Source organism: Pantoea sp. Tr-811, assembly GCF_011752535.1.
Classification (GTDB): domain Bacteria; phylum Pseudomonadota; class Gammaproteobacteria; order Pseudomonadales; family Pseudomonadaceae; genus Aquipseudomonas.
In genome coordinates, this window is the sequence record NZ_VWXJ01000002.1 from 111,816 (window position 1) to 136,484 (window position 24,669).

Annotated in this window: 20 protein-coding genes and 2 tRNA genes; 5 read left to right on the forward strand and 17 right to left on the reverse strand. The window is 64.8% G+C overall.

Going from position 1 to position 24,669, the window contains the following annotated elements:
- Positions 1–16 precede the first annotated feature (16 nt).
- Complete coding sequence (gene rlmB / locus F3J44_RS03105; protein ID WP_167066975.1) at positions 17–763, reverse strand: 23S rRNA (guanosine(2251)-2'-O)-methyltransferase RlmB; 747 nt, start codon at positions 761–763, stop codon at positions 17–19.
- Complete coding sequence (rnr, locus tag F3J44_RS03110; protein WP_167066978.1) at positions 760–3,339, reverse strand: ribonuclease R; 2,580 nt, start codon at positions 3,337–3,339, stop codon at positions 760–762. Before rnr ends, rlmB begins: the two co-directional genes overlap by 4 nt.
- A 271-nt stretch (positions 3,340–3,610) precedes the next feature.
- Between rnr and F3J44_RS03115 the strand changes: the two genes are divergently transcribed.
- From F3J44_RS03115 to F3J44_RS03130, 4 genes are all read left to right on the forward strand, one after another.
- Positions 3,611–3,697, forward strand: a tRNA-Leu gene (locus F3J44_RS03115).
- 87 nt (positions 3,698–3,784) lie between these two features.
- Positions 3,785–3,871, forward strand: a tRNA-Leu gene (locus tag F3J44_RS03120).
- Positions 3,872–4,111: 240 nt separating this feature from the next.
- Positions 4,112–5,125: an extracellular solute-binding protein gene (locus F3J44_RS03125; protein WP_167066981.1), complete on the forward strand. Its 1,014-nt coding sequence runs from the start codon at positions 4,112–4,114 to the stop codon at positions 5,123–5,125.
- Complete coding sequence (locus F3J44_RS03130; protein ID WP_167066984.1) at positions 5,125–6,690, forward strand: iron ABC transporter permease; 1,566 nt, start codon at positions 5,125–5,127, stop codon at positions 6,688–6,690. The genes F3J44_RS03125 and F3J44_RS03130 overlap by 1 nt, the downstream gene beginning before the upstream one ends.
- Positions 6,691–6,806: 116 nt before the next feature.
- Here the strand turns inward: F3J44_RS03130 and F3J44_RS03135 are convergent, their stop codons facing one another.
- The 13 genes from F3J44_RS03135 to F3J44_RS03195 form a co-directional block, all read right to left on the reverse strand.
- On the reverse strand, positions 6,807–7,268 hold the full coding sequence (locus tag F3J44_RS03135; protein ID WP_167270604.1) for a DUF2867 domain-containing protein: 462 nt from the start codon (positions 7,266–7,268) through the stop codon (positions 6,807–6,809).
- Between the two features lie 100 nt (positions 7,269–7,368).
- Positions 7,369–9,258: a methyl-accepting chemotaxis protein gene (locus F3J44_RS03140; RefSeq protein ID WP_370526700.1), complete on the reverse strand. Its 1,890-nt coding sequence runs from the start codon at positions 9,256–9,258 to the stop codon at positions 7,369–7,371.
- Between the two features lie 278 nt (positions 9,259–9,536).
- Positions 9,537–10,829 carry an adenylosuccinate synthase gene (locus F3J44_RS03145; protein WP_138219144.1) on the reverse strand — a complete coding sequence of 431 codons (1,293 nt, stop codon included), beginning with the start codon at positions 10,827–10,829 and terminating at the stop codon, positions 9,537–9,539.
- 56 nt (positions 10,830–10,885) lie between these two features.
- Positions 10,886–12,073: an ATP phosphoribosyltransferase regulatory subunit gene (locus F3J44_RS03150; protein WP_167066993.1), complete on the reverse strand. Its 1,188-nt coding sequence runs from the start codon at positions 12,071–12,073 to the stop codon at positions 10,886–10,888.
- 301 nt (positions 12,074–12,374) lie between these two features.
- On the reverse strand, positions 12,375–13,244 hold the full coding sequence (hflC, locus tag F3J44_RS03155) for a protease modulator HflC (RefSeq protein ID WP_167066997.1): 870 nt from the start codon (positions 13,242–13,244) through the stop codon (positions 12,375–12,377).
- Positions 13,244–14,422, reverse strand: coding sequence for an FtsH protease activity modulator HflK (gene hflK / locus F3J44_RS03160; RefSeq protein WP_167067000.1), 1,179 nt, complete (start codon positions 14,420–14,422; stop codon positions 13,244–13,246). Before hflK ends, hflC begins: the two co-directional genes overlap by 1 nt.
- Before the next feature lie 96 nt (positions 14,423–14,518).
- Positions 14,519–15,820, reverse strand: coding sequence for a ribosome rescue GTPase HflX (gene hflX / locus F3J44_RS03165; RefSeq protein ID WP_167270608.1), 1,302 nt, complete (start codon positions 15,818–15,820; stop codon positions 14,519–14,521).
- A 12-nt stretch (positions 15,821–15,832) separates the two neighbouring features.
- Positions 15,833–16,093, reverse strand: a complete 261-nt coding sequence (hfq, locus tag F3J44_RS03170) for an RNA chaperone Hfq (RefSeq protein ID WP_003258160.1) — start codon at positions 16,091–16,093, stop codon at positions 15,833–15,835.
- 94 nt (positions 16,094–16,187) lie between these two features.
- Positions 16,188–17,159 (reverse strand): tRNA (adenosine(37)-N6)-dimethylallyltransferase MiaA, encoded by a 972-nt coding sequence (gene miaA, locus F3J44_RS03175; protein WP_167270610.1) that lies wholly within the window; start codon positions 17,157–17,159, stop codon positions 16,188–16,190.
- 1 nt (position 17,160) lies between these two features.
- Positions 17,161–19,059, reverse strand: coding sequence for a DNA mismatch repair endonuclease MutL (gene mutL, locus F3J44_RS03180; protein ID WP_167067009.1), 1,899 nt, complete (start codon positions 19,057–19,059; stop codon positions 17,161–17,163).
- A complete protein-coding gene (locus F3J44_RS03185; RefSeq protein ID WP_167270612.1) occupies positions 19,056–20,486 on the reverse strand; it encodes an N-acetylmuramoyl-L-alanine amidase in 1,431 nt (476 codons plus the stop codon). Before F3J44_RS03185 ends, mutL begins: the two co-directional genes overlap by 4 nt.
- 11 nt (positions 20,487–20,497) lie before the next feature.
- On the reverse strand, positions 20,498–20,971 hold the full coding sequence (gene tsaE / locus F3J44_RS03190; protein WP_167067015.1) for a tRNA (adenosine(37)-N6)-threonylcarbamoyltransferase complex ATPase subunit type 1 TsaE: 474 nt from the start codon (positions 20,969–20,971) through the stop codon (positions 20,498–20,500).
- Complete coding sequence (locus tag F3J44_RS03195; protein WP_167270614.1) at positions 20,959–21,819, reverse strand: NAD(P)H-hydrate dehydratase; 861 nt, start codon at positions 21,817–21,819, stop codon at positions 20,959–20,961. The genes tsaE and F3J44_RS03195 overlap by 13 nt, the downstream gene beginning before the upstream one ends.
- Positions 21,820–21,884: 65 nt before the next feature.
- Here F3J44_RS03195 and queG point away from each other — a divergent pair, with 65 nt between their 5' ends.
- Positions 21,885–22,949 (forward strand): tRNA epoxyqueuosine(34) reductase QueG, encoded by a 1,065-nt coding sequence (gene queG, locus F3J44_RS03200; protein ID WP_167270616.1) that lies wholly within the window; start codon positions 21,885–21,887, stop codon positions 22,947–22,949.
- A gap of 337 nt (positions 22,950–23,286) precedes the next feature.
- Here queG and F3J44_RS03205 read toward each other — a convergent pair whose 3' ends face one another.
- Together F3J44_RS03205 and orn are read right to left on the reverse strand one after the other, a co-directional pair.
- Positions 23,287–23,898, reverse strand: coding sequence for a trimeric intracellular cation channel family protein (locus tag F3J44_RS03205; protein ID WP_003249516.1), 612 nt, complete (start codon positions 23,896–23,898; stop codon positions 23,287–23,289).
- 91 nt (positions 23,899–23,989) lie between these two features.
- Complete coding sequence (gene orn / locus F3J44_RS03210) at positions 23,990–24,532, reverse strand: oligoribonuclease (RefSeq protein ID WP_167067024.1); 543 nt, start codon at positions 24,530–24,532, stop codon at positions 23,990–23,992.
- Positions 24,533–24,669 lie beyond the last annotated feature (137 nt).

Genomic DNA, 24,669 nt, shown 5'->3' on the forward strand with positions numbered 1-24,669 from the left:
CCCCAGGCTCACGCAATCAGCGCTTGGCCTGCCGCTGGCGCACCGCCTCGAACAGGCACACGCCCGTTGCAACGGAAACGTTCAGGCTGCTGACGCTGCCGCTCATCGGCAACTTCACCAGAAAGTCGCAATGCTCGCGGGTCAAGCGGCGCATGCCCTTGCCTTCGGCGCCCATGATCATCACCAGCGGGCCGGTCAGGTCCTGCTGGTAGATTTCCTGCTCGGCTTCGCCGGCGGTGCCGACCACCCACAGGCCGCGCTGCTGGAGTTTTTCCAGCGTGCGCGCCAGGTTGGTCACGGCCACCAGCGGAATCACCTCCGCCGCGCCGCAGGCCACCTTGCGCACCACCGGGGTCAACGTTGCCGACTTGTCCTTGGGCACGATCACCGCCGTGGCACCCGCCGCATCGGCAGTACGCAGGCAGGCCCCGAGGTTGTGCGGGTCGGTGACACCGTCCAGCACCAGGATCAGCGGCGGCGTTTCGCTGCGCTCAAGCAATTCCTCGAGCATCAACTCACCCCACACCTGGCTTGGGCTCACCTCGGCAACCACGCCCTGGTGCACACCCTCGACCCAGGTGTCCATCTCACGGCGCTCGGCCTGGCCCACCGCCACGCGGTTTTCCGCAGCCAGTGCCAGCAGCGCCTGCAGGCGCGGCTCGCTGCGCCCTTCCGACAGCCAGATCTGCTTGACCCGCTTGGGATGATGCTGCAGCAGTGCCTGCACGGCATGCACGCCGTAGATTTTTTCCAGCTGACTCATGACTTGCTCTTGCTCTTGCGTGGCGCGCCGGACTTCGGCGGGCCTTTACGGTGCTTGGTCGGCTTGCCGGACGACTTGGCGCCCTTGTCCGACTTGCTGCTGGCGTGGCCGCTGGTGCGCGCCTCGCTCATCAGCGCCTTCTTCATTTCGCGGCTCTTGCGCACTTCGGCGTTGCGCTGCACGGCGTCTTTGGGGAAGTACGCCTCGGAGGCTTCGCTCTTGCGGCTGCGCGGCTTCGGCGTGGCCTTGGCCGGTGCTTGCTGCTCGGGCGCCTCGGCAACAGGTGCAGCGCCGGCGCCACGGCCCTTGCGCCCAACCGGTGCGCTGAGCTGTTGTGCGGACACTTCGAAGTCGATCTTGCGCTCGTCGAGGTCGACGCGCATCACCTTCACTTCGATGGTGTCGCCCAGGCGGAAGCTGCGCCCGGTACGTTCGCCGGACAGGCGGTGGTGCACAGGGTCGAAGTGGTAGTAGTCGCCCGGCAGCGCACTGACGTGCACCAGGCCTTCGACGTAGATGTCGGTCAGCTCGACGAACAGGCCAAAACCGGTTACCGCAGTGATTACGCCCGGGAAGGTTTCGCCCACGCGGTCCTTCATGAACTCGCACTTGAGCCAGTTGACCACGTCACGGGTGGCCTCGTCGGCACGGCGCTCGGTCATCGAGCACTGCTCGCCCAGCTGGTCGAGGGTGTTCACGTCATAGGGGTAGATACGCGCCTTGGGAATGCTCATGGCGCCGGCACGCTTGACGTGCGGGGTATCGACCTTGGAGCGGATGATGCTGCGGATCGCGCGGTGCACCAGCAAGTCCGGGTAACGACGGATCGGCGAGGTAAAGTGGGTGTACGCCTCGTAGTTCAGGCCGAAGTGGCCGTTGTTGTCGGTGCTGTACACCGCCTGGCTCAGCGAGCGCAGCATCACCGTCTGGATCAGGTGGAAATCCGGGCGCCCGGCGATGCTCGCCAGCAGGGCCTGGTAGTCCTTGGGCGAGGGGTCCTTGCCCTTGTGCAGGGTCAGCCCCAGCTCACCGAGGAAGGCGCGCAGTTTTTCCAGGCGCTCTGGCGGCGGGCCGTCATGCACACGGTACAGGGCGGGCACGCCGTGTTTTTGCAGGAACTCGGCGGTGGCGACGTTGGCCGCCAGCATGCATTCCTCGATCAGCTTGTGGGCGTCGTTGCGCACGGTCGGGCGGATTTCCGCGATCTTGCGCTGGTCGCCGAAGATGATCCGGGTTTCCTGGGTTTCGAAGTCGATGGCGCCGCGGGTGTGGCGGGCATCGACCAGCACCTTGTACAGGTTGTACAGGTTCTTCAAGTCCGGCACGACCTCCTTGTACTCCTCGCGCAGGGCCTTGCCCTCGCGGGTACGGGCATGTTCGAGCATGCTGCTGACCTTGTTGTAGGTCAGGCGGGCGTGGGAGTGGATCACGCCTTCGTAGAACTGGTAGTCGACCATCTGGCCGGCCTTGTTCATGGTCATTTCGCAAACCATGGCCAGGCGATCGACGTGCGGGTTCAGCGAGCACAGGCCGTTGGACAGCTCCTCGGGCAGCATCGGCACCACGCGCTCGGGGAAGTACACCGAGTTACCACGCTGCTGGGCCTCGACGTCCAGGGCCGAACCCAGGCGCACATAGCTGGACACGTCGGCGATGGCCACATAAAGGCGCCAGCCGCCGGAGAACAGGCGCAGCTTGCCCAGGGGTTCGCAGTAGACGGCGTCGTCGAAGTCGCGGGCGTCCTCGCCGTCGATGGTGACGAACGGCAGGTGGCGCAGGTCGACGCGCTTTTCCTTGTCCTTCTCTTCAACTTCGGAGCGGAACTTGCGCGCTTCCTTGATTACATCCTTGGGCCAGACGTGGGGGATGTCGTAGCTGCGCAGGGCAACGTCGATTTCCATGCCTGGGGCCATGTAGTTGCCGATCACCTCGACCACATCACCCTGGGGCTGGAAGCGTGGGGTGGGCCAGTGGGTGATCTTGATCTCGACGAACTGGCCGATCTTGGCGCCGCCGTTGCGCCCGGCAGTCACCAGCACTTCCTGCTGGATCTTCGGGTTGTCCGGGGTCACATAGCCGATGCCGCCTTCTTCGAAGTAGCGGCCAACCACGCTTTCGTGGGCGCGGGAGATGACTTCCACCAGCACGCCTTCGCGGCGGCCACGGCGGTCGACGCCGGACACCCGGGCCAGGCCGCGGTCGCCGTCGAACACCAGGCGCATCTGCGATGGGCTGAGGAACAGGTCGTCGCTGCCGTCATCCGGGATCAGGAAACCGAAACCGTCGCGGTGGCCGGAGACACGGCCACAGATCAGGTCCAGCTTGTCTACCGGGGCATAGGTGCCACGCCGGGTATAGATAAGCTGGCCGTCACGTTCCATGGCGCGCAGGCGACGGCGCAGGGCTTCGATCTGGTCTTCCTCGTGAAGACCGAACTCGGCCGCCAGCTCCTCGCGCGCGGCCGGTTCGCCACGGTCGGCGAGGCGCTGCAGGATCAGCTCACGGCTGGGAATAGGGTTGTCGTATTTTTCCGCTTCGCGAGCGGCCTCGGGATCGAGGGATTGCCAATCGGCCATCAGAAGGGGTTCACCTTGGGGTATATAGATAGGAATTCTGGCATGTGCGTATTGAAACCGGAAATGTCAGCCTTGGACAGCCCCCGCCGTGCTCTATAGAGAAGGGGAATAGGCCAGCGGAATCAACAAGTTGAATTTTTTGAAATTTTTTTTGCTTGGGGGGTTTACAGCCCCCCGGACCGCCCGTATAGTGCGCACCACAACGACGGACAAGCCCGAAGTTGTAGTAGAGATGAGCGGCGCTGTAAAGCATCTTTTATCTCGAATGTGTGCCCAGGTGGCGGAATTGGTAGACGCGCTGGTTTCAGGTATCAGTGGCTTAACGGCCGTGGAAGTTCGAGTCTTCTCCTGGGCACCAAATATTTCAAGTAACAGATGACCAAGGATCTGTTACTACTGTGTGAAAGTGAACGTTTGTCGCTTTCTCCAGATGATGCAAAGCTTTGCCCAGGTGGCGGAATTGGTAGACGCGCTGGTTTCAGGTATCAGTGACTTAACGGTCGTGGAAGTTCGAGTCTTCTCCTGGGCACCATACAAAAACCCACTAGCTTGCTAGTGGGTTTTTTCTTGCCTGCGTTTTTTGTATCCCCTCCTCGCTTGGCGTGACCGCTTCGGCGCCTGTGGGATCGAGCGCAGCTCGCGCGGCGCTTCGCGAGCTGCGCTCGCTCCTACAGGCGATCTGCCCATGAATTTCTCGTCACCCGGCCACTTGAGAAACGATTTCGTTTACCATTGTTTCCGAATATGTAGCCGTAAGCGAGGAAGTACCCGCATGACGATCCGCCCGCAACCGCTGATGCGCACCCTGGCTGCCGCAGTTCTGAGCCTGGTGATCGGCGCTCCGGCCGCCCTGGCAGACGAACCGGTCACGCTGACCATGTACAACGGCCAGCACAAGGAAATCGGCGAAGCCATCGCCAAGGCCTACGAGGCCAAGACCGGTATCCACATCAATATCCGCAAGGGCAGCAGCAACCAGCTGGCCAGCCAGATCATCGAGGAAGGCGCCCGCTCGCCGGCCGACATCATCTACACCGAAGAGTCGCCACCGCTGAACAACCTGGGTGAGCTGGGCCTGCTGGCCAAGATCGACGACGCCACCCTGAACATGCTGCCCAAGGAATACGTCGGCGCCAATGGCACCTGGATGGGCGTGACCGCACGCACCCGCGTGGTGGTGTTCAACCCCAAGAAGATCGACGAGAAAGACCTGCCTACCACCGTCATGGACTTCGCCGGCCCTGAGTGGGACGGCCGCGTTGGCTACGTGCCGACCAGCGGCGCCTTCCAGGAACAGGCCGTGGCCATCCTGAAGATGCACGGGCGTGAAGCCACCGAGGAATGGCTGACCGGCCTGAAGGCCTTCGGCAAGACCTACACCAACAACATGGTTGCCCTGAAGGCCGTGGAAAAAGGTGAAGTCGCCGCGGTGCTGGTCAACAACTACTACTGGTACGCCCTGGAGCGCGAGCGCGGCAAGCTCGATTCCAAGCTGTACTACCTGGCCGACGGCGACGCCGGCAACCTGGTGACCATTTCCGGCGCTGCTGCGGTCAAGGCCAGCAAGCACCCGAAGGAAGCCCAGGCCCTGCTCAACTGGATGGCCAGCGAAGAAGGCCAGCGCGTGATCACCCAGACCACCGCCGAGTACCCACTGCACAAAGGCATGGTGTCCGACCGTGGGCTGAAGCCGTTCGAAGACCTGCGCCCGCCGAAGATCTCGCCGGCTGACCTCGGTAACGCCGAGGAAGCCCTGGAGCTTGAACGCGAGGTCGGCTTGCTCTGATGACCGCCGCCCTGTCCGAGCCGGTGCCGGTACGCTTCGTGCCGCGCCGCAAGCGCCCCTCGATCTGGGTGCTGCTGCCTGTGCTGTTCCTGGTAGCCATGAGCTTGCTGCCGCTGTTGTACGTGGCCATGAAAGCCTGGGAAGCCGGCTGGCGCGAAGCCCTGTACCTGCTGTGGCGGCCATTCGTCTGGGGGTTGCTGCGCAACACCTTGATGCTGATGGCCGGGGTAACCCTGGCATGCATGGTGGTGGGCCTGGCCCTGGCCTGGCTGCTGGAACGCAGCAACCTGCCAGGCCGCCGCCTGTGGGGCGTGGTGCTGTGCCTGCCGTTCGCCGTGCCGTCGTTCGTCAGCAGCTTTACCTGGGTGTCGCTGAGCTCGGACTTCGAGGGCCTGGGCGGCGCGATCATGGTGATGGCGCTGTCCAAGTACCCGCTGGTGTTCCTGCCCGTGGCGGCCACCCTGCGTAACCTCGACACCTCGCTGGAAGAGTCGGCGCGCACCCTGGGCTACAGCCGCTGGGGCGTGTTCCGCAAGATCACCCTGCCGCTGCTGTGGCCGTCGATGCTGGGCGGCGCACTGCTGATCGCCCTGCACATGCTGGTCGAGTTCGGCGCCCTGTCGATTCTCGGCCTGCAAACCTTCACCACGGCGATCTACCAGCAGTTCGAGCTGGAGTTCAGCAACGCCAACGCCGCGATGCTGTCGGCGGTGCTGTTGGCACTGTGCCTGCTGATGTTGTGGCTGGAGCTGCGGGTACGCGGCAAGGCCCGCCATGTGCGGATCGGCCAGGGCGTAGCACGCCGTGGCCAGCCGGTACGCCTGCGCGGCTGGATGCCATTGGCGCAGCTGTTCTGCCTGGGCCTGGCGATACTGGGTAGCGGCATTCCCCTGGCCATGCTGGGCTACTGGCTGAGCGTGGGCTCATCGGCGGCCTTCCCGGTGGCGGCCATCGGCAAGGCGCTGCTGACCTCGCTGTCGGTGTCGCTGGGCGGCGCGGGCTTCTGCGTGCTGCTGGCGCTGCCGGTCAGCTTCCTGGTGGTGCGCTACAAGGGCCGCCTGGCGATCTGGGCCGAGCGCCTGCCGTACCTGCTGCATGCCCTGCCCGGCCTGGTGATCGCCCTGACCCTGGTGGTGTTCTCGCTGCACTATGTGCCGGCGCTGTACCAGACCACGGCGCTGTTGCTGCTGGCCTATGCGCTGCTGTTCCTGCCGCTGGCCCAGGCGCCGGTGCGCACGGCACTGAACAAGGCCTCGCCAACCCTCGAAGAGGCCGCGCGCACCTTGGGTGCCAGCAGCTTTGCAGCGTTCTGCCGAGTCACCCTGCCGATCATCTTCCCGGCCCTGGCGGCGGCCTTCGCCCTGGTGTTCCTCGACGCCATGAAGGAGCTCACCGCCACCCTGTTGCTCAGCCCGACGGGCATGACCACACTGGCCACCGAGGTGTGGGCACATACCGCCAACGTCGAGTTCGCGGCGGCGGCGCCTTATGCGGCACTGCTGATCGTGGTGTCGGGGCTGCCGGTGTACCTGCTGACAACACGGATGTATTTGAACAAGGCTTGAGACCGGGCGCCGCTCGTGCGGCGCTTCGCGAGCTGCGCTCGCTCCTACCAGGGCGGTGCAAATCTCCCGTAGGAGCGAGCAAAGCTCGCGATGCGCCGCACACGCGGCGCTCTGCCTCACACCCGCTCGATATTACGCAACATGCGCTTGACGATAGGCCCATGCGCCAGCCCCACGGGCACCATGTAGGCGCGGCCAAAGGTGTTGAAGCAACGCACCGAAGTGGTCACGCTCAGCTGCCGCGCCAGCACATCCATGCAAACCATCACCGCCAGGTGCGTATCGCGCGAGGTCAGGACCAATTGCTGGTCGCTGATGAACTCGACGGTGAAGAAGTCCAGCCGCTCGCCCACGCTCGGCACCTGCTCAGGCGTGCGGGGAGAAAAGCCGCCGATCTCGGCCACATTGAAACGCCGCGAAATGATATCGCGCAGGCGAAAGGCCTTGGCCAACCAGCCTGGAACCTGCGAGGTCATCGCGCAATAGGCCTGCAGGGCGCTCATCGAGGCCGGCAAGGTAACGCCGTCACAGTGAAGGAAATCCAGATCGGCCTTGGCGGCGACCCATCGTGCGGTCATGAACAACTCCCTTGGTCATGTATCGCCGCCAGCATAGCAAACCCCTGTAGGAGCGGGCTCGCCCCGCGAACACCGGCAAAGCCGGTGCCACCCACCGCACCTAAGCCCTGAACTGCCCCAGGCTGGCGCGCAACTGAGCAGCCAGGTCATCCAGCACCTTGCTGCTGGCCGTGGTCTGCATCACCACCTCGGCCGAGCGCTCGGCCTGGGCATGGATGGTTTCCACCCGCCCACGCACGGCCTGCGCACCATGGGCCTGCTGCTCGGCGGCACGGGTGGCCAGGCCGATTGCTGCATGCACCTGCTCCACCGCCGCCTGCACCGACTGCTGGCGGCGCTCGTTTTCGCGCAGCACCAGCAACCCTTCGCTGGCCTTCACCCCGGCCTGGCCAATGGTCGCCACCGCTTCCTTGGCGCCCTTCTGCAGCGCTGCAATGTGCGCCTGGATATCCCCGGTTGAGCTCTGCGTCTTGCTCGCCAGCGCCCGCACCTCGTCGGCCACCACGGCAAAGCCACGCCCCGTCTCGCCTGCCCTCGCGGCTTCGATGGCGGCATTGAGCGCCAGCAGGTTGGTCTGCTCGGCAATACCGTGGATAACCGTCAGCACCACTTCGATCTGCTCGCTCTGCTTGGCCAGCCGTTCGATGACCTGGGAGCCGGTTTCCACTTGGCCGGCAAGGTTCTCGATCAGGCTGGCCAGCTGCGTCGAGGAGCGACTGTTCTCGTCGGTGGCCTGGCGAATATCCACCACTTGCTGCAAGGCTGCCTGCATCGCATGGCTCTCGGCCTGGGCTTCATCGGCCATGCTCGAAAGGTCGCGCAGGCTGGCCGCCACCTCATCGCGCTGCAGCGCGGCGGCGGCATCGGCGCCGGCGTTGCGCTGGGCCATGGCACCGATCTCGACGCCGGTGCGCTGGGCCACCTCGCCGGCCTCGCGAACGATGGGCTGCAGCTTGTCGACGAAGCGGTTGACCGCCGAGGCCATGTCGCCGATTTCGTCGCGGCTGTCCAACCGCACCCGCTTGGTCAGGTCGCCCTCGCCAGCGGCCAGGTCGTCGAGCGCCGCAATCAGCAGGCGCAACTTGCTCAGCACCCGACGGCCCAGCACCACGGCCACCACCAACAGCACACCCAGGCCGACCACCACCAGGCCCAGGCCAATGCGCCAGCGCAGCTCGGCGGCGGCGTCGCGCACGGTCTGGGCGGTGTTGGCCTGCATGGCTGAAGCACTGGCCTGGGCCGCACCCAGGCGCTCGCGCAGGGCCTTGCCGCTGTCGGCGGAGGCCGCACCCAGGCTGTCGCCCACCAGTTGCTCGCCGTTGGCGATCAAGGCATTGAAGCGCTGGTCCAGTGCCTGCAACTGCTGCTCAACGGCGGCAGTGGACACCCCCATCAGGACCTTGCCGATCTCGGCACCATTGGGGCTGATCGAGGCCTCGACGAAATACACCGAGGGGTCGCGACGCGCCGCCTCCAGCACCTTGTCCAGCGCCCGCTCACCCTGGCCTTTGTCGATCAGCGCCTGGTTGATCGGGTTCTGCCGGTTCAGGTATCGGGTCAGGTGCTGGCCCTGGGCGTCGTCGTAGATCACGAACAGCACATTGGGGTTGCGCTGGGCGCGGCGGGCGAAGTCGGACAGGGTGGGTACGTCGTTATCCCAGATGGCCCGCGGCGCCACCGAGGCCAGCAGTTCGGCCATGTCGTTGGCCGACTCCTTGAGGTTTTGCTCCAGGGTTGCGCGCAGTTGCCGCTGTTCGTCCTGCAGGCGGCTGGAAAGGCCGGCGCTCAGGCGCTGGCGGGTACTGCTGGAAAGGCTTTCAAGGCCCCCGCGCACGTCTTGCCCGGCCTGATCCAGCTCGCTGGCGAGCTGGCGGCTGTCATTGCCCAGGCGCTCGCCAAGTTCGGCCTCCAGGGCCGTGACCGTGCTGCGGGTCAGCGCAACGGCAACCAGCACCTGCACCAAAAGGGCGATACCCAGGGCAACAAACACAGGCCGCAAGAGGCGGCTTCGTAACAGTGAGAGGATGGCAGACACGGTGTAACCCTCGTGTTTTCTGGCGCCACTATTTTGATGGCATCTACAGAAGCTTATTACAGCAAGGGTTGTGCCGGGGGCAGCGGGGAGATGTGCCAAGGTTCAGCAATTGGGTTGCCTGGGCCGGCCCTTTCGCGGGGCAAGCCCGCTCCTACAACCGAGAGGGCCGGCGGCAAATGAAAACGCCGCAGCCCCTTTCAGGGCCACGGCGTCAGATCAGCCTGGAGGGCAGATCAGGCGAACGGGTGACGCAGCACGATGGTTTCGTTGCGGTCCGGGCCGGTGGAGATGATGTCGATCGGCGCGCCGACCAGCACTTCGATGCGCTTGATGTAGTCACGCGCAGCTTGCGGCAGCTCTTCCAGGGTTTTCGCGCCCAGGGTCGACTCGCTCCAGCCTGGCATCTCTTCGTACACCGGCTCCAGGCCGATGTAGCTGTCGGCATCGGAAGGCGCGTCGATCACAGCGCCGTTCTCGTTCTTGTAGCCCACGCAGATGTTGATGGTTTCCAGGCCGTCCAGCACGTCCAGCTTGGTCAGGCAGATGCCCGAGATGCTGTTGACGTCGATGGCGCGACGCAGGATGACGGCATCGAACCAGCCGCAACGGCGGGCACGGCCGGTGGTGGAGCCGAACTCATGGCCGCGCTTGGCCAGGGTGGCACCGGTTTCGTCGAACAGCTCGGTCGGGAACGGGCCGGAACCTACGCGGGTGGTGTAGGCCTTGGTGATGCCCAGGATGTAGTCCAGGTACATCGGGCCAACGCCGGAACCGGTGGAGATACCGCCAGCGGTGGTGTTGGAGCTGGTGACGTACGGGTAGGTCCCGTGGTCGATGTCCAGCAGCGAGCCCTGGGCACCTTCGAACATGATGTCCTTGCCGGCGCGGCGCAGGTTGTGCAGTTCGGCGGTGACGTCGAGCATCATCGGCTTGAGCTGCTCGGCATAGGCCATGCACTCGTCCAGGGTTTGCTGGAAGTCGATGGCCGGCTCTTTGTAGTAGTTCACCAGCTGGAAGTTGTGGTAATCCAGCAGCTCACCGAGCTTGGCAGCGAAACGCTCGCGGTGGAACAGGTCGCCAACGCGCAGGCCGCGGCGTGCAACCTTGTCTTCGTAAGCGGGGCCGATACCACGACCAGTGGTGCCGATCTTGGCTTCGCCACGGGCTTTTTCACGGGCCTGGTCCAGGGCCACGTGGTACGACAGGATCAGCGGCGCAGCTGGGGAGATGCGCAGGCGCTCGCGCACCGGTACGCCCTTCTCTTCCAGCTTGGTGATTTCACGCATCAGGGCATCCGGGGCAACGACCACGCCGTTGCCGATCAGGCACTGTACGCCCTCACGCAGGATGCCGGACGGAATCAGGTGCAGAACGGTTTTTTCACCGTTGATCACCAGGGTGTGGCCCGCGTTGTGGCCACCCTGGTAGCGCACTACGGCGGCAGCATGTTCGGTCAGCAGATCGACGATCTTGCCTTTGCCCTCATCACCCCACTGGGTGCCCAGGACGACGACATTCTTACCCATTACATTGGTCCTCATTCACGCAAACTTGGTTGCCGGCCTACTGCCGACGCAGAAACTCACTGGGCCAGCGGCAGAACCTGCCAGCGCCCGTCTTGCTGAATCAATTGCCGATCACAATCCGCCTCGAGAGCAGCACTCAACGGCTGGCCAGGCAGGGCCTGGACCACACGCTGGCCCTCGTTGCGCAACTGGCAGACCTGCTGCCAGAGGGCCGCGTCACCGCTGTCGGGCATCCAGATGCCGCCAGCAGGCAATACGACCTCCGCTCGCCCCAGTGTGACCAGGGTCTTCAAATCCGTGGAGAAACCGGTGGCCGGGCGTGCCCGGCCAAAGTCGGCGCCGATGTCGTCGTAACGGCCGCCCTGGGCGATGGATTGACCCTCGCCCGGAACGAACACGGCGAACACCACGCCGGTGTGATAGTGGTAACCGCGCAGCTCGCCGAGGTCGAAGTACAGCGGCAGCTCCGGGTAGCGCGCAGCCAGGCGATCAGCGATCGCCAGCAGGTCGTCCAGTGCCGCCAGCACGCTGGCCGGGGCACGGCCCAGGCGCACACGGGCCTCGGCCAGCACTTCACGGCCACCGCACAGCTCGACCAGGGCGCGCAGCATGTTGCCCAGGTCCTTCGGCAGGTCGGCGGTCAGCGCCTGCACTTCATCGACGGCCTTGCGCTGCAGGGCGTCGAACAACTGTTGCTCGACCGCACCGGACAGCCCGGCGGCACGGGCCAGGCCGCGGTAGATACCGACATGGCCGAGGTCCATGTGTACATCCGGCACATCGGCCAGCTGCAGCGTGGCGAGCATCAGGCTGATGACCTCGACATCGCTGGTGGGGCTGGCGTCGCCGTACAGTTCGGCGCCGAGCTGGATCGGGCTGCGCGAGGTAGACAGTGCACGCGGCTGGGCATGCAGCACGCTGCCGGCGTAGCACAGGCGGCTCGGGCCTTCACGGCGCAGGGTGTGGGCGTCGATGCGCGCCACCTGCGGAGTGAAGTCGGCGCGGAAGCCCATCAGGCGGCCCGACTGCGGGTCGACCACCTTGAAGGTGCGCTGATCCAGGTCCTGGCCGGCGCCGGTGAGCAGCGACTCCAGGTACTCGATATGCGGGGTGACGACCAGCTCGTAACCCCAACTCTGGAACAGGTCCAACACCTGGCGGCGCGCGATCTCGATGCGCGCAGCCTCAGGTGGCAGTACTTCCTCGATGCCATCTGGCAGCAGCCAGCGGTCTACCGTTGCCATTACGCCATTTCCCCTCTGGTCCGGGCGGCTTGCCAGCTGGCCAGCCGTCAGTAAAGCCGGTATCGCGCACAGCAGCGGGCAGCACTGATCCCAGCGCAGCCACCGTACCCGATACCCTCGAATTGCCTTGCGACCTGACCAAACCGTCAACTGGCGGTTTGCCAATCAACCTTGCAGACGCAAAAAAGCCGGGAAATTTCCCGGCTGCCTCATCATACACCCCTTTTCATTCAGGATGCACCCCGCCTGGTGTTTTAGCTGCCAGGCGGGGCGCCGCTGCCTGAAAATCAGGGCCTGAGCGTCACGGCTTGCTCTTGTCCAGGAAGCGGAAGAACTCGTTCTTCGCATCCAGTACCAGCACGTCGCTCTTGTTCGAGAAGCTTTCGCGGTAGGCCTGCAGGCTACGGTAGAACGCATAGAAATCAGCGTCCTGGCCATAGGCCTTGGCGTAGATGGCAGCCGACTGGGCGTCGCCATCACCGCGGGTTTCTTCCGCTTCGCGGTAAGCCTCGGCCAGCAGTACACGGCGCTGACGGTCGGCATCGGCGCGAATACCTTCAGCCAGCTCGTTACCCTTGGCGCGGTGCTCGCGGGCTTCACGTTCCCGCTCGGTGCTCATGCGGTCGAACACGCTGCGGTTGACTTCCTTGGGCAGGTCGATGGCCTTGACGCGCACGTCGACCACCTCGATACCCAGCTCCTTGTTGGCCATGCGGTTCAGCGATGCGGTGATGTCAGCCATCAGCGCGTCACGTTCACCGGAAACCACCTCGTGCAGGGTGCGCTTGCCGAACTGGTCACGCAGGCCGCTTTCCAGGCGACGCGACAGACGCTCGTCGGCGATCTGCTTCATGCCGGACGTGGCGGTGTAGAAACGCTCGGCATCCTTGACCCGCCACTTGGCGTAGGCATCGACCATCACCGCTTTCTTCTCCAGGGTCAGGAACCGCTGGGTCGGGGCGTCGAGGGTCATCAGGCGGGCGTCGAACTTGCGTACCTGGTTCACGTAGGGAATCTTCACGTGCAGGCCCGGCTGGACATCCGCCTGGACCACCTTACCGAAGCGCAGCAGTACCGCGCGCTCGGTCTGGGACACGATGTAGAAGCTGTTCCAGGCGACGATGGCCAGGACCACGGCGGCGATCAGGGCGATCAGCGATCTATTGCTCATCAGCGGCTCTCCCTGGTGCGCAGTGGCTGTTGTTGCTGTTGCAGGTCCTGCGAGGCACGCGAGGCCGCGTCATTGACCGACGGCGAAACGCTGCTGCCAGGTGCGGAGGCGCTGCGGCTGCCTTCGACCATCTTGTCCAGCGGCAGGTAGAGCAGGTTGTTCTGCCCGTCCTTGGCTGTGACCAGCACCTTGCTCGTGTTGCTGTAGACCTCTTGCATGGTTTCCAGGTAAAGGCGCTGACGGGTCACGTCAGGGGCCTTGCGGTACTCGGCAACCAGCTTGGTGAAGCGGTCGGCCTCACCCTTGGCGCGGGCAATGACTTCGTCGCGGTAACCGTTGGCATCCTCGATGATGCGCTGGGCCTGACCACGGGCTTCCGGCACCACGCCATTGGCGTAGGACTCGGCCTGGTTGCGGGCACGCTGTTCATCTTCGCGGGCGCGGATCACGTCGTCGAAGGCTTCCTGCACTTCACGCGGGGCTGCCGCGCTCTGCACGTTCACCTGGGTGACGGTGATACCGGTACGGTAGTTGTCGAGGAAGCGCTGCAGGCGTTCGCGGATGTCCACGGCCATCTGCTCGCGGCCTTCGGTCAACACCTGGTCCATCGAGGTGGAACCCACCACGTGGCGCAGGGCGCTGTCGGTCGCGTGCTGCAGGCTGACCTCAGGCTGGTCGACGTTGAGCACGAAGTCCTGCAGGTTGCTGATCTTGTACTGGACGGTCAGCGGAACCTCGACGATGTTCTCGTCTTCGGTGAGCATCTGACCCTGCTTGGTGTAGGCACGCTCGCGCGTGACGTTTTCCATGTACTTGCGATCGATTGGCGGGAAGTAGATGTTCAGGCCGGGACCGACCGTCTCATAGTACTTGCCGAAGCGCAGCACCACGGCCTGCTCCTGCTCGTCGACCACGTACACGGCGCTGTACAGCCAGATGGCAGCAAGCACCGCCAGGCCGATGCCCAGCAGGCCGTAGCCGCCACCCTTGCCGACATTGCGGTCACCGCCGCCACGTTTCTTGCCGCTGCCGAACATGCCGTTCAGGCTGTCCTGCAGCTTGCGGAAGGCCTCGTCCAGATCTGGCGGACCCTTCTTGTCGCCACCACCGCCGCCACCGCGACGGCCGCCCCAGGGGTCCTGATTGTTCGAGTTGCCACCCGGCTCGTTCCAAGCCATAGCGCTCTCCATCTGATAAAGCAAAGACGCGCCCACGGCGCGCCGTCCAATGCTACAGAATGCCTGCCACTGCTGCCCGGCGACCTCGCCGGGCATTTATTGCAAAGTGTGTTGCTCGACAAACACTTGCGGCTCCATGCCTTCACGGCTGACCAGGCGATTCAACTCGACCCTGGGCAGGCGAACACTCAGCAGGCTGCGCCCTTCTTCGTCATGCTCCTCACTCTGCACGGCACCCAAGGCAAAGAATTGCGCGCGCAAGCGGGCAAAACGCTGCTCCAGACACAGGGTACCGACATACAGATCATCCCCCAGCAACTCGGCAATCGCCTGGCCGACCAGCTCCAGGCCACGCCCATCGCGTGCCGACACCCAGACCCGTTCCGGCTTGCCATCGGCATTGCGCTGAATCTGCGGCTCGACATCCTCAAGCAGGTCGAGTTTGTTATACACCTCAAGGATCGGCAAGCCTTCGGCGCCGATCTCGCTCAATACCGCCAGCACCTGCTCGATCTGCTCCATGCGTTCCGGCTCATGGGCGTCGATCACATGCAGCAGCAGGTCGGAATTGCTCGACTCTTCGAGCGTAGCCCGAAATGCCTCGACCAGCTTGTGCGGCAGGTGACGAATGAAGCCCACGGTGTCGGCCAGCACGATCGGCCCAAGGTCGGCCAGTTCGAGCCGGCGCAGGGTTGGGTCGAGGGTGGCGAACAGCTGGTCCGCGGCATACACCTCGGAAGCGGTCAGGGCGTTGAACAGCGTGGACTTGCCGGCGTTGGTGTAACCCACCAGCGACACCGAAGGGATGTCGGCGCGCTTGCGGCCACGGCGGGCCTGCTCGCGCTGGCTGCGAACCTTCTCCAGGCGCGACTTGATCTGGCGCAGGCGCACCCGCAACAGACGGCGGTCGGTTTCCAGCTGGGTTTCACCCGGGCCGCGCATGCCGATACCACCCTTCTGACGCTCAAGGTGGGTCCAGCCGCGCACCAGCCGCGTGCTCATGTGCTCAAGCTGGGCCAGTTCGACCTGCAGCTTGCCTTCATGGGTACGCGCCCGTTGGGCGAAGATATCGAGGATCAGCCCGGTACGGTCGAGCACGCGACACTCGAAGACACGTTCGAGGTTGCGTTCCTGACTGGGCGTGAGGGTGTGATTGAAAATCACCAGGTCTACCTGTTCGGCTTTGACCAGGTCGCGCAATTCCTCGACCTTGCCGCTGCCAATCAGGTATTTGGCGGTAGGCTGATGCCTGCCCACCGTGACCAGCGAAACAATGTCGGCACCGGCCGACAATGCCAGTTCCTGAAACTCCTGCGGGTCTTCGCGCGCCTCAGGGTTCTGACCTTCCAAGTGAACGAGCAACGCCCGCTCACCACCACCGTGGCGCTCAAAGAACAATGCAGGCTCCTATCAGGCGTTGCCTGGCTCGCTGTCGCCGTGCTCGGAATCGGACGGGCTTGGCAGGCGGACCGGACGGGCTGGAACCACGGTCGAAATGGCGTGCTTGTAGACCATCTGGCTGACGGTGTTCTTCAGCAGAACCACGAACTGGTCGAACGATTCGATCGAGCCCTGCAGTTTGATGCCGTTGACCAGGTAGATCGAAACCGGGACCTTTTCTTTTCTCAAGGTGTTCAAGTAAGGGTCTTGTAGCGAATGCCCTTTTGACATATGCCGCACTCCTGTAAGGATCAATAATAGAAAATCAAAGAAAACGATAAGTTAGGCCGTCCCATCGCAAGAATAGACGGCTATCAGCAGGGACTCAGCTCAATATGGAGACGGTTCCCAGGTATTTCAAGGTGCGGGACAGATTGTCGCAGGCCAGGCTGTCGAGCCAATGCACGTCAGGCCAGCCACGCAACCAGGTGAACTGCCGCTTGGCCAACTGCCGAGTGGCAATGATACCGCGTTCACGCATCTCATTCTCAGTCAGCTTGCCATCGAGGTAGTCCCAGGCTTGCCGATACCCCACTGCCCGTATAGACGGCAGCCCGGCGTGCAAGTCACTTCTGGCGCGCAGCGATCGGACCTCGTCGATGAAGCCCTGTTCCAACATCTGGGCAAATCGTAACGCAATTCGCTGGTGCAGAATGTGACGATCCGCCGGGGCAATCGCCAAACTCGCGACAGTATAGGGCAAATGCCCGCCGCCGCCTGCGTCTGCGCCGCTACTTTCGGCCAATTGCCGTTGGCGATGGGCCGTCATGCTCTGGCCGCTCACCCGGTACACCTCCAGCGCACGGATCAGCCGCTGGGGGTCGTTGGGGTGGATGCGCGCCGCCGATTGCGGGTCAACCTCGGCCAGTTGCCGGTGCAGCTCGGCCAGGCCCAAGGCCTCGGCCTCGGCCTCCAGCTCGGCGCGCACCGCGGCGTCGGCCGCCGGCATGTCCGCCAGGCCATCGACCAACGCCTTGTAGTAGAGCATGGTGCCGCCCACCAGCAGCGGGATCTTGCCGCGCGCCGTGATCTCGTCCATGGCCTCCAGGGCGTCGGCGCGAAACTGCGCGGCTGAATAGCTCTCAGCCGGGTCGCGGATGTCGATCAGGCGGTGCGGATGGGCCGCCAGCAGCTCTTTCGAGGGTTTGGCCGAGCCGATGTCCATGCCGCGGTAGACCAGCGCCGAATCGACACTGATCAGCTCGCACGGCAGCACCTTGGTCAGTTCGATGGCCAGGTCGGTCTTGCCGGCCGCCGTGGGGCCCATGAGGAATATCGCAGGGGGCTTGCCGCTCATGTCATCGACCGCGCAGGAATAGTTTGTCCAGGTCGTCCAGGCCCATCTGGGTCCAGGTGGGACGGCCGTGGTTGCATTGGCCGCTGCGCTCGGTGTTTTCCATGTCGCGCAGCAGGGCGTTCATCTCGGGGATGGCCAGGCGCCGGTTGGCGCGCACCGCACCGTGGCAGGCCATGGTGCCGAGCAGTTCGTTGAGGTGCGCCTGGATACGGTCGCTGGTGCCGTATTCCATCAGGTCGGCCAGCACGTCCTGCACCAGGCGGTTGGCCTCGGCCTGCTTGAGCAGGGCGGGAATCTGGCGGATGGCCAGGGTTTCCGGGCCCAGGCGCTGCAGCTCGAAGCCCAGGCGCTGGAACCACTGGGCGTGCTCTTCGGCGCAATCGGCCTCGCGCTGGCTCAGGGCCAGGGTTTCCGGCACCAGCAGCGGCTGGCCGCTGAGGCCTTCGCTGGCCATGGCCACCTTGAGCCGCTCGTACATGATGCGCTCATGGGCAGCGTGCATGTCCACCAGCACCAGCCCGGCGGCGTTCTCGGCCAGGATGTAGATGCCCTTGAGCTGCGCCAGCGCATAGCCCAGGGGCGGGATATCGCCCTGGCTTTCCGGCAGCGCCGCAGGCGCTGGCGCACCCTCGGCCAGCGGCTTGTAGAACTCGCGGTACACCGCCTGGGCCTCGGCGGCCGGCAATGGCTGCGAGGGGCGCGGGGTGTACTGGTACTGGTAGCCGGCACCGCTGCCGCCGTTGGAAATCGAGTGTTGCGGGGCCTGGGGCTGCTCCAGCACCGGCGAGGCCAGGCGCATTTCGCCCTGCGGCCCGAACTCACCAACCTGCTGGCCGGTCGGCCGCATGGCCTCGGGCACGGCAGCAGGCGCAGGCAACTGGTCTTCCGGGCGCACGTCGGCCAGGGCCCGGTGCAAGGTGCCATAGAGGAAGTCGTGCACCGAGCGCCCTTCGCGGAAGCGCACTTCGTGCTTGGTGGGGTGCACGTTGACGTCGACGCCGTTGGGCTCAAGCTCCAGGAACAGCACGAAGGTCGGGTGCCGGCCGTTGAACAGCACGTCGCGGTAGGCCTGGCGCACGGCGTGGGCCACCAGCTTGTCGCGTACCGCACGGCCGTTGACGAAGAAGTACTGCAAGTCTGCCTGGCTGCGCGAGAAGGTCGGCAGGCCAACCCAGCCCCACAGGCGCAGGCCGTTGCGCTCGACATCGATCGGCAATGCCTGCTCCATGAAGCCTGCGCCGCAGATGGCGCCGACACGCCGCGCACGGGCCGTCTCGTCATGGGCCTCGTGCAGGCTGAGGATGCTCTTGCCGTTGTGGCGCAGGTGGAAGCCGACATCGAAACGGGCCAATGCCAGGCGCCGGATCACTTCCTGCAGGTGGTCGAATTCGGTTTTCTCGGCCTTGAGGAACTTGCGCCGGGCCGGGGTATTGAAGAACAGGTCACGCACTTCCACCGAGGTGCCGACCGGGTGCGCGGCAGGCTGCACGCGCGGGGTCATGTCGCGGCCTTCGGTTTCCACCTGCCAGGCTTCGCTGGCACTGGCGGTTCGCGAGGTCAGGGTCAGGCGCGCGACCGAGCTGATCGACGCCAGCGCCTCGCCGCGAAAGCCCAGGCTCAGCACCCCTTCGAGGTCTTCGAGTTCGCGAATCTTGCTGGTGGCGTGCCGGGCCAGGGCCAGCGGCAGGTCGTCGGCCGAAATGCCGCTGCCGTCGTCGCGCACCCGCAACAGCTTCACCCCGCCCTGCTCGACCTCCACGTCGATGCGCCGGGCGCCCGAGTCCAGGCTGTTTTCCAGCAATTCCTTGGCCACCGATGCCGGGCGCTCGACCACCTCACCGGCGGCAATCTGGTTGGCCAGCCGCGGGCTAAGCAGCTGGATGCGCGAGCCACCACTCATTGCGCGGCCAACGTGGTGGCAGGAATGTCGAGGTGCTGGCCGACTTTCAGCTCGTCGGTCTTGAGGCTGTTGGTGCTGCGCAGGCTGGCCACGCTGACCTGGTAGCGCACCGCGAGCATGGCCAGCGTCTCACCTGGGCGCACGGTGTGCTCACGCGGGCCCTGGGCGATCTTGCCGCTGTCGCGCAGCCAGGCGATGTAGGTGCCAGGCGGCGGGTTCTGCTGGAAGTACTGGCGCACACCGGTATGAATGGAACGGGCCAGGGCTTGCTGGTGGCTGGTAGAGGCCAGCTTGGCCGCTTCGCTGTTGTTAGAGATGAACCCGGTTTCGACGAGAATCGACGGAATGTCCGGGGATTTCAACACCATGAAGCCTGCCTGCTCGACCCGTTGCTTGTGCAGCGAGGTCACCCGGCCCATGTTGCCCAGCACCTTCTGCCCAACGTTCAGGCTGGAGCTGAGGGTAGCGGTCATCGACAGGTCGAGCAGCACGCCGGCGAGCATGCGGTCCTTGTCGTCGAGGCTGACATTGCCGGCACCGCCGATCAGGTCGGAACGGTTTTCCGTGTCGGCCAGCCAGCGCGCCGTCTCGGAGGTGGCGCCACGGTCGGACAGGGCGAACACCGAAGCGCCAAAGGCGGCGCGCGAGGGCGCTGCGTCGGCGTGAATCGAAATGAACAGGTCGGCGCCCTTCTTGCGGGCGATTTCGGTGCGCTTGCGCAGCGGGATGAAATAGTCGCCGGTGCGGGTCAGTTCGGCGCGGTAGCCTTTCTCGGTGTTGATCTGGCGCTGCAGTTCCTTGGCGATCTGCAGCACGATGTCTTTTTCATGCTGGCCGCTGGAGCCGGACGCACCCGGGTCTTCACCACCGTGGCCAGCATCGATGGCCACCACGATGTCACGCTTGCCACTGGGCACTGGCGGCAGCTTGATCGCAGGCTGGGCAGGGCTCACCGGCACGGCAGGCGTGGTCGCCGGGGTTGGCACCGGGGTGGGCGGTGGCGTCGGCGCAGTGGCGGCAACGGCATCGGCTTCCTGGTCGTACAGGTCGACCACCAGGCGGTTGCCATACTGGGCATTGGGCGCCAGGGTGAAGCTTTTCGGCGTGACCGATTTTTTCAGGTCGACCACCACACGCAGGTCGGTCGGTGTGCGCTGGGCAGAGCGCACGCTGGTGATCGGCGTGTTCGAGGTGGACACGTTCAACGGCGCGCCCAGGGTCGCACCGTTGATGTCGATGACCAGGCGATCAGGTGCGCTCAGGGTGAACACGCTATGCTGCACGGGGCCAGACAGGTCGAAGACCAGCCGCGTGTTGTCCGGTGCGCGCCACAGGCGCATGCTCTTGACTTGCGTGACGGCCAGAGCGTCAACGGTCACCGCTGTCAGCAGCAGCCCAACGACAGCGACCAGTGCGCGTATGCGCATACCTACCCCACTTACTGTTTATAGTGTTCGGCCAGTGCCACGCACCAGGCCTCGCCGCGAGCCCCCTGCGGCGAAAGGACAAGCGAGCGGCCGCTCGCTTGGGGGCTTATGGTAATGGTCAGGTCAGGCTTTGGCAAAACGCCCGCACCCTTTTGCGGCCACTCGAACAGGCACAGCGGATCGCCTTCGAAATAGTCGCGAATACCCATGAACTCCAGCTCTTCCGGGTCGACCAAGCGATACAGGTCGAAATGGAAGGCGCGAATTTCACCGATTTCGTAGGGTTCAACCACGGTGAAAGTCGGACTTTTCACTGCACCAGTATGGCCCAGGCCGCGAATCAAGCCACGGGACAGGGTGGTCTTGCCCGCCCCCAGGTCGCCTTCCAGGAAAATCACGCCACGACCGCCGGTCACCTCGGCCATTTTGCTGCCGAATTCGACCGTGGCCGCTTCATCGGCCAGAAACAGGGTTAAGCCAGACACGCTGAGTGCTCCTCCAACAATTCTCGAATGACCGGGGCCAGATCGCTGGCCGCCAGGCCTCTACCCTTGACGCCCAGGCGCTCGCCGGCGCAGGCATGCAGCCATACCCCAAGGCACGCCGCGCTCCAGGCGTCCAGCCCCTGGGCCAGCAGCGCCGCCAACACGCCAGCCAGCACATCGCCCAGGCCCGCACCGGCCATGGCCGGGTGGCCGCGCTCGCACAATGCCAGTTGGCCGCTCGGGCCCGCCACCAGGGTGCCGGCGCCCTTGAGCACGCACACGCTGTTGTGCCGGCGCGCCAGTTTGCGCGCAGCGCCCGGGCGGTCGGCCTGCACCGCTTCGGTGGAAATGCCCAGCAGCCGCGCCGCCTCGCCCGGGTGCGGGGTAAGGATGCTACCACTGGGCAGGGCCAACGGCGCGCGCGCCAACAGGTTCAATGCATCGGCATCCCACACTTGCGGGCGCTCGGCATTGGCCACCGCCGACAACAGGCTGCGCCCCCAGGCGGCCTGGCCCAGGCCCGGGCCCACCACCAGCACCGAAGCGCGCTCCAGCGGGCCCATCAGCTGGTTGGCAGACACCACGCCCAGGCACATGACCTCGGGCAACCGCGCCAGGCTGGCGGCCACGTGCTCGGGGCGGGTGGCCACGCTGACCAGCCCGGCGCCGCAACGCAGCGCAGCCTCGGCGCTGAGCAGCACGGCGCCACCCGTGCCCAGGTCGCCGCCGACCACCAGCACATGGCCGAAGTCGCCCTTGTGGGCATGCGCCGGCCGGCCCGGCAGGTGCGCGACGGTCACGCTGCTGAGCAATTGCGGGGCATGGCTGGGGTGTTTGGTCTGCGGCATGGGGGCAAAGGCTCCAATGTCTGGCAGAATTATACGCACCTGAGCCCGTATTGCCTTGCCCATCCATGTCCGCTTGTACACCTGACCTCGCCCAACTGGCCCAATCCATCAAGATCTGGGGCCAAGACCTCGGTTTTGCCCACGTCGGCATCGCCGGGGTAGACCTTGGCGAGCACGAACAGCACCTGCAGCGCTGGCTCGACGCCGGCTACCAGGGCGAAATGGAATACCTCGGCGCCCACGGCAGCAAGCGCGCCCACCCCGAGCAGTTGATTCCCGGCACGGTGCGGGTGGTGTCGCTGCGCATGGACTACCTGCCCGGCGACACCCAGATGGCCCAGCGCCTGGCCCAGCCCGAGAAAGCCTACATCTCGCGCTATGCCCTGGGCCGTGACTACCACAAGCTGGTGCGCAAGCGCGTGCAGTTCCTGGCCGACCGTATCCAGGAGGCCATCGGCCCGTTTGGCTACCGCGCCTTCGTCGACAGTGCCCCGGTGCTGGAAAAGGCCTTGGCCGAGCAGGCCGGGCTGGGCTGGATCGGCAAGAACACCCTGCTGCTCAACCGCAAGGCCGGCAGCTACTTCTTCCTGGCCGAGCTGTTCGTCGACCTGCCGCTGCCGGTGGACGGCGCGCACACCAGCGAGCATTGCGGGCGTTGCCAGGCGTGCTTGGACATCTGCCCGACCCAGGCTTTCGTAGGGCCGTACGTGCTGGATGCCCGGCGTTGCATTTCCTACCTGACCATCGAGCTGCGCGGGCCGATTCCGCTGGAGTTGCGCTCGATGATGGGCAACCGGGTGTTTGGCTGCGACGACTGCCAGATCGTTTGCCCGTGGAACCGCTTTGCCAATCACAGCAAGGAAAGCGACTTCCAGCCGCGGCACGGGCTGGAAAATGCCGAGCTTGCCGAGATGTTCCTGTGGGATGAGCGCACGTTCCTGCGCAAGACCGAGGGCGGGCCGCTGCGGCGGGCGGGGTATGAGCGGTTCTTGCGCAACCTGGCGGTGGGCCTTGGCAATGCGCCGTCGACGATTCCGGTGGTCGAGGCGTTGAAGGCGCGGCGCGAAGATGAGTCGGCGCTGGTGCGCGAGCATGTGCAGTGGGCGCTGGAGCGCCATGGGGTTGAGTAACGACGCCGCCTCGACTGCCAGAAGCTTGCACACCCGCCCCTATGGAACAGATCGTATCTCTCTGATTTTACGGGTATTTCTGTAGGAGCGAGCGCAGCTCGCGATGGGCTGCAAAGCAGCCCCAGCACTATGAGCCGCGAGGCTGAAACCCTGGGGCCGCTGCGCGCCCCATCGCGAGCTGCGCTCGCTCCTACCGGGGGCGGTGCTGGCCTGGAGATGGGCGCTTGATCGGCAACCCAGGTAGGTCAAGCGCCGGAGTTCGCGTATCGCATTTAGGGGCACTCACGCATTGCGGCGTGACTGATGGCACTGCACCTGCGCGACAGCGCAGTGGCGATCATTGCTGGTCGTTGTAATGAAACTTGGGCATTTCCCAATGAAAGCGAATCGCCAGCAAGCGCACCAGGAACCCGCCAAACAAGGTCAGCAACATCGCCTGCTCGGCCGGGACCTTGAAATACACGCAACCCAGGTAGAACCAGGCCGCCGCGAACGACACGCTGGCATACAGCTCGCGGCGGAACACCAGCGGGATATCGTTGCAGAAGATATCCCGCAGGATTCCGCCGAACACCCCGGTAATCACCCCGCTGATCGACGCCACCAGCATGCCCTGGCCCATTTCCAGCGCCGTCATGCAGCCAATCAGGGTAAAGGCCACCAGCCCCAGGGCATCGAGCACCAGGAACAGCGAACGCAAGCGGCGCATCATCGGCGCGATGAAAATCGTCAGCAACGCAGCGAAACTGGTCAGCACCAGGTATTCCGGGTGTTTTACCCAGGTCAGTGGGTAGTGCCCGAGCAACACGTCACGCACCGAACCACCGCCCAGGGCAGTGACGCAGGCGATCAGCACCACGCCGAACCAGTCCATGCCGCGGCGCCCGGCAGACAAGGCACCGGTCATGGCTTCGGCGGTGATGGCAATCAGGTAGAGCATCAACAACATGGCGCAGGTCCGTGCGGGAAAGGCGCGCAGTCTAACCAGTTGCCCCTGGCACCAAAAGGGGGCGCAAGCGGAATATCTGCGCCCTTTCGGCTCACACCTTGATGAAGTGCTCGCGGTAGTGACGCAGCTCGGCGATCGACTCGCGGATATCGTCCAGCGCCAGGTGGGTGCTGCCCTTCTTGAAGCTGTCGCGTACATCCGGCGCCCAGCGCGCGGCCAGCTCCTTGAGCGTGGACACATCGAGGTTGCGGTAGTGGAAGTAGTTTTCCAGGCCGCGCATGTGGCGGTACAGGAAGCGGCGGTCCTGGCAGATGCTGTTGCCGCAGATCGGCGACTTGCCCTTGGGCACCCATTGTTCGAGGAAAGCGATGGTCTGCGCCTCGGCCTCGGCCATGCTGATCGTGCTCTCGCGCACGCGCTGGGTCAGGCCCGAGGCGCCATGGGTACGGGTATTCCACTCGTCCATGCGCGCCAGCACCTCGTCACTGTGGTGAATGGCGATCACCGGGCCTTCGGCCAGGGTGTTCAGCTCGCTGTCGGTGACGATGGTGGCCATCTCGATGATGACGTCGTGGTCCGGGTCCAGGCCGGTCATTTCCAGATCGATCCAGATCAGGTTCTGTGGGTTCTGCATGAAGGGCTCCTCGTATAGGCCGTCATAGTAGCCTAGCGATGCTGGCCTGCGCATGCGCGGCGCAAAGGTAACCAGAATGGTCGGCGGGCGGGCGTGCTAAACTGCCTGCCGTTTTCAACTTGCCCCACCTTGGAAGG